This is a genomic window from Flavobacterium sp., assembly GCF_049318325.1.
Lineage (GTDB): Bacteria > Bacteroidota > Bacteroidia > Flavobacteriales > Flavobacteriaceae > Flavobacterium.
The window spans coordinates 1-5,523 of record NZ_JBMOGQ010000138.1; the positions used below are offsets into that span (position 1 = coordinate 1).

Annotated in this window: 3 protein-coding genes, 1 pseudogene and 1 riboswitch; of the genes and pseudogenes, 3 read left to right on the forward strand and 1 reads right to left on the reverse strand. The window is 36.1% G+C overall.

Going from position 1 to position 5,523, the window contains the following annotated elements; translation table 11 throughout:
• A pseudogene (locus ACOYLP_RS10355) lies at positions 1 to 416 on the forward strand (TonB-dependent receptor); the annotation flags it as partial.
• Between the two features lie 138 nt (positions 417 to 554).
• Here ACOYLP_RS10355 and metK read toward each other — a convergent pair.
• Entirely contained in the window at positions 555 to 1,805 is a 1,251-nt protein-coding gene (gene metK, locus ACOYLP_RS10360; protein WP_422856095.1) for a methionine adenosyltransferase, read from the reverse strand.
• Between the two features lie 325 nt (positions 1,806 to 2,130).
• Positions 2,131 to 2,252, forward strand: a riboswitch (SAM riboswitch).
• Positions 2,253 to 2,340: 88 nt separating this feature from the next.
• Between metK and ACOYLP_RS10365 the strand changes: the two genes are divergently transcribed.
• Both ACOYLP_RS10365 and ACOYLP_RS10370 read left to right on the forward strand, forming a co-directional pair.
• Positions 2,341 to 3,336: a homocysteine S-methyltransferase family protein gene (locus tag ACOYLP_RS10365; protein ID WP_422856096.1), complete on the forward strand. Its 996-nt coding sequence runs from the start codon at positions 2,341 to 2,343 to the stop codon at positions 3,334 to 3,336.
• 80 nt (positions 3,337 to 3,416) lie between these two features.
• On the forward strand, positions 3,417 to 5,523 hold a 2,107-nt coding region (locus ACOYLP_RS10370), incomplete at its 3' end, for a dihydropteroate synthase (RefSeq protein WP_422856097.1).

The window sequence follows — 5,523 nt, forward strand, 5'->3', positions numbered from 1 at the left end:
AAAGTTTTACTCAAAATTACAGAATAGGCGCTTCTACTAATTTTAAAGACATTCCAAATATTGAATTGTCTTATAGTTATACGGTTAATCAATATCCAAATGATACTTTTTATACCGATAGCCCATCGGTTAAATTGGATTATTTCTTCTTGAAAAGTTTCTCCTTTGTTTCTGAATATGAATTTTTTCACTACTATAATAATGATAAAACTGTCGATCAAGAATACGACTTTCTATCCGCAAGTTTAACTTATCAAAAAACAAAATCCAGTCATATGGAGTATAAAATTGCGGCTACCAACATCCTAAATACTACTTCAATTAATGATGATAGTTTCTCTCAGTTTTCTACTCGAAATTCTCAATATATTGTACAGCCGAGATATATTATTTTTAGTTTAAAGTATAATTTGTAGCTATTCCTGCTATCCGCTTTATCTTTTTGCTAAAAAGCAAAAAGTATATCGCTGCTATCAGGGCTAAAAACAAAAAACCTGTTCATTTGAACAGGTTTTTCTTTGCGAACTTCGCGTATTTCTTTGCGAGCTTTGTGCTTAAATTCCGAAAGCCGCTTTTACTTTGTCTACATAATCTAATTTCTCCCAAGTAAATAACTCTACAGTTACTGATTTTGGAGCACCATTAGGTAATTGGAATGTTTTAGTAACCGTTTCAGGAGTTCTTCCCATATGACCATAAGCAGCTGTTTCACTATAGATTGGATTTCTCAATTTCAAACGTTGCTCAATAAAGTACGGTCGCATATCAAATACATTTTCCACCACTTTACTAATTTCTCCATCAGTCATATTTACTTTTGAAGTTCCATAAGTAACCACATTTATAGAAGTTGGTTTTGCCACTCCAATCGCATACGAAACTTGAACTAAAACTTCATCACACAATCCTGCAGCAACCAAGTTTTTTGCAATGTGACGGGTTGCATAAGCAGCAGAACGGTCCACTTTACTCGGGTCTTTTCCAGAGAAAGCACCACCACCGTGAGCACCTTTACCACCATAAGTGTCAACGATAATTTTTCTTCCTGTCAAACCAGTATCCCCGTGTGGTCCACCAATAACAAATTTTCCAGTTGGGTTAATATGATAGGTAATTTGGTCATTGAATAAATGAGCGTATTGAGGATATTTAGCTTTAATTCTTGGAATCAAAATACCAACTAAGTCACTTTTAATTTTAGCTAACATTTCAGCTTCAGCAGCAAAATCATCGTGTTGAGTTGAGATTACAATAGCGTCAATTCTTTGTGGCTTATTGTCGTCAGAATACTCTAAAGTAACTTGTGATTTAGCATCTGGACGCAAATATTTAATTTCGTTATTTTCTCTTCTTATGTTTGCTAATTCAATTAATAAAGCATGAGACAAATCTAAAGCCAAAGGCATGTAGTTTTCAGTCTCATTTGTCGCGTAACCAAACATCATCCCTTGGTCGCCGGCACCTTGCTCTTCTTTACTAGCTCTATCAACTCCTTGGTTAATATCAGCAGATTGCTCATGAATTGCAGACAAGACCCCACAAGAATCAGCTTCAAACATATACTCACTTTTAGTATATCCAATCTTTCTGATTACTTCTCTAGCAATAGATTGTACATCAAGATAAGTATTTGATTTTACTTCTCCTGCCAAAATCACTTGACCCGTAGTAACTAGTGTTTCGCAAGCTACTTTTGAATCAGCATCAAATGCTAAAAAGTTATCAATTAAAGCATCAGAAATTTGATCTGCAACTTTGTCTGGATGTCCTTCACTAACTGACTCCGACGTAAATAAATAAGCCATAACTATATTTTAGTTTAATATTATTGTTAAAAGAAAAAAATGTGATTGCTTAGAATGCTAAAGAAGAGTTTCTGCTTTAGCATTTTTTTTATTCTGAACCAGTTTCAGAATCTCATAAAAGATTCAAGTTCGAATAGAGGTTGCAATCAGTTCAAATTTTTCCTCTTGTTTTTCGGTTGCAAATGTATAAAGACTATTTCGAATAGCAAATTAATATATTAAAAATTTTTGAAAAGTACTATTTCGATTTCGCGATTTTTTTTAATGAAACACTTGCAAATAACAATTCTATGACTTTACTTTGCAACGTTCATAAACTTATTGTTCGTTATCACGAAAGCTGGAGGGAATAGACCCGTTGAAAGCTTAGCAACCCTTTGCCAAAAGAAGGTGCTACATTCTATCTTTATCCTGAATTTATTTCAGGATCTGTTAAACAGATTAGTAAAGAAAAGATAACCCCGAGAATTCTTCTCAACTTTCATGATAACATATAATTTAAACAACAACTTTTAATAGTTGAAACTATATTTATATGTCAAAAATTCAAGAAGCTATTAAACATAGAATCCTAGTGCTCGACGGCGCAATGGGAACCATGCTGCAACGAAACAACTTCTCCGAAGAAGATTTCCGCGGTGAACGATTCGCAGCTTTTCCTCATACGTTAAAAGGCAACAATGATTTGCTTTCCATCACTCAACCCGAAGCGGTTAAACAAGTACATCGATTATATTTTCAAGCTGGTGCTGATATTGTGGAAACCAATACATTCTCTGGAACCACTATCGGAATGGCTGATTATCATTTAGAAGATTTAGTATATGAACTTAACTACGAATCCGCTAAAATTGCTCGAGAAGTTGCTGATGAATTTACAGATAGACCACGTTTTGTAGCTGGTTCTATCGGTCCAACAAACAGAACAGCTTCTATGTCACCAGATGTTAATGATCCTGGATATCGTGCTGTAACTTTTGATGACTTAAGAATTGCCTATAAACAACAAGTAGAAGCTTTAATTGATGGTGGTGTGGATGTGCTTTTAGTAGAAACCATTTTTGATACACTAAATGCCAAAGCAGCATTATTCGCTATAGAAGAAGTAAAAGAAGAACGCAATTTAGATATTCCTGTAATGGTTTCAGGAACAATAACTGATGCTTCCGGAAGAACTTTATCGGGCCAAACTGTAGAGGCTTTTTTAATTTCAATTGCCCACATCGATTTGCTAAGTATCGGATTTAATTGTGCACTAGGCGCAGATCAATTAAAACCGTATTTGAAACGATTGGCCATGAATACTCAATTAAATATTTCAGCGCATCCAAATGCTGGTTTGCCTAATGCTTTCGGTCAATACGATCAAACACCAGAGGAAATGCAAGCCTTGATTAAAGAATATTTACAAGACAATTTAGTTAATATTATTGGTGGCTGTTGCGGTACTACACCAGAGCATATTAAAGCTATTACTGAGGTAGCTAAAGAATTCAAGCCGAGAAGAATAGATGAGAATCAATTAGTTTAATAAAAGTCAACACAGATTTCACAGATTATCACAAATCTAAATCTGTGCACATTTGTGAAATCTGTGTTCAAACAATTAAAATGTCAGAAACAAAATATTTAAAACTATCCGGATTAGAACCTTTGATAGTAACTCCGGAATCTAACTTCATAAACGTAGGTGAGCGCACTAACGTAACTGGTTCGCGTAAATTTCTTCGTTTAATTAAAGAAGAAAAGTACGAAGAAGCCCTTGATATTGCTCGTAATCAAGTTGAAGGAGGTGCTCAAATAATCGATGTCAATATGGACGAAGGAATGTTGGACGGTGTTTATGCCATGACCAAATTTCTGAATCTAATTGCAGCGGAGCCAGATATTGCAAGAGTTCCTGTAATGATTGACAGTTCCAAATGGGAAATCATAGAAGCGGGATTGAAAGTCGTGCAAGGAAAAGGAGTTGTGAATTCGATTTCACTTAAAGAAGGTGAAGCCGCTTTTGTTCATCACGCCAAGTTGATAAAAAGATATGGTGCAGCCGTAATTGTTATGGCTTTTGATGAAAACGGTCAAGCCGATAATTACGAACGGCGAATAGAAATCTGTAAAAGAAGTTATGATATTCTGGTTAATGAAGTCCATTTCCCGGCAGAAGACATCATTTTCGACCCGAATATTTTCCCTGTTGCAACGGGAATGGAAGAACACAAATTAAACGCTTTAGATTTTTTTAGAGCCACCAAATGGATACGCGAAAACTTACCTTATGCTGGAGTTTCAGGTGGCGTGAGTAATGTTTCGTTTTCATTTCGTGGGAATGACAAAGTTCGCGAAGCTATGCATTCGGCATTCCTTTATCACGCGATTAAAAACGGTATGACTATGGGGATTGTAAATCCGGAGATGCTCGAGATTTATGATGAGATTGATAAAAACTTACTCGAACATGTAGAAGATGTGCTGCTGAATAGAAGAGAAGACGCCACCGAAAGATTATTAGATTTAGCCGAAAGTTTTAAAGGCGATTTCAAAGCCAACGAAAAAGCAATCCAAGAATGGAGAAACGGTTCAGTTCAGGAAAGACTAACGCATTCACTGGTAAAAGGAATTGACGAGTTCATAGAAATAGATGTAGAAGAAGCAAGAGCAACTTCTGATAAAGCCATTGATGTTATCGAAATCAACTTAATGGCCGGAATGAACGTAGTTGGCGATTTATTCGGAAGCGGAAAAATGTTTTTGCCACAAGTGGTAAAATCGGCGCGTGTAATGAAAAAAGCAGTAGCTTATCTTTTGCCCTACATCGAAGCACAAAAAGACGGAAAATCATCATCGGCCGGAAAAGTATTAATGGCAACCGTAAAAGGTGACGTTCACGACATAGGCAAAAATATAGTAGCCGTAGTTTTAGGTTGCAACAATTTTGAAATCATCGATTTGGGAGTAATGGTACCACCTGAAAAAATTATTCAATCGGCTCTGGAACACAACGTCGATATTATTGGTCTTAGCGGGTTGATTACACCGTCACTCGATGAAATGGTTTATCTGGCTAAAGAAATGGACAAACTTAATATCAAAATCCCAATTATGATTGGTGGAGCCACGACTTCTCGTGCACATACTGCAGTAAAAATTGCGCCTGAATATAAGGAAACTGTGGTGCATGTTAACGATGCTTCGCGAGCTGTAACTGTAGCGAGTAATTTGCTTCAAGCAGAAACTAAAGTGGTATATGCCAAAACAGTTCGTGATGAGTACGACAAATTACGCGAGGGTTATTTAAACAGAAGTCGGGATAAAAATTACTTATCGATTGAAGATGCCCGTAAAAATAAACTGAAGTTAGATTGGGATAATTTTCAACCCGTGAAACCAAATTTTATCGGAACCAAAACGGTTGCCGTTGAACTTTCAGAATTGATTGATTTTATAGATTGGACACCATTTTTTAGTTCGTGGGAATTGTACGGAAAATATCCTGCAATCTTAACAGATGAGGTTGTTGGCGAACAAGCCACTTCATTATTTGCTGATGCGCAAAAAATGCTACAACAAATCGTATCTGAAAAGTGGTTAACTGCTAAAGGAATTCTCGGAATCTTCCCTGCAAACACCATTAATGATGATGATATTTTGGTGCAACCGACAACCGACAACCGACAACCGATAACTTTTCTAACCTTACGCCAACAATCACAAAAAACAG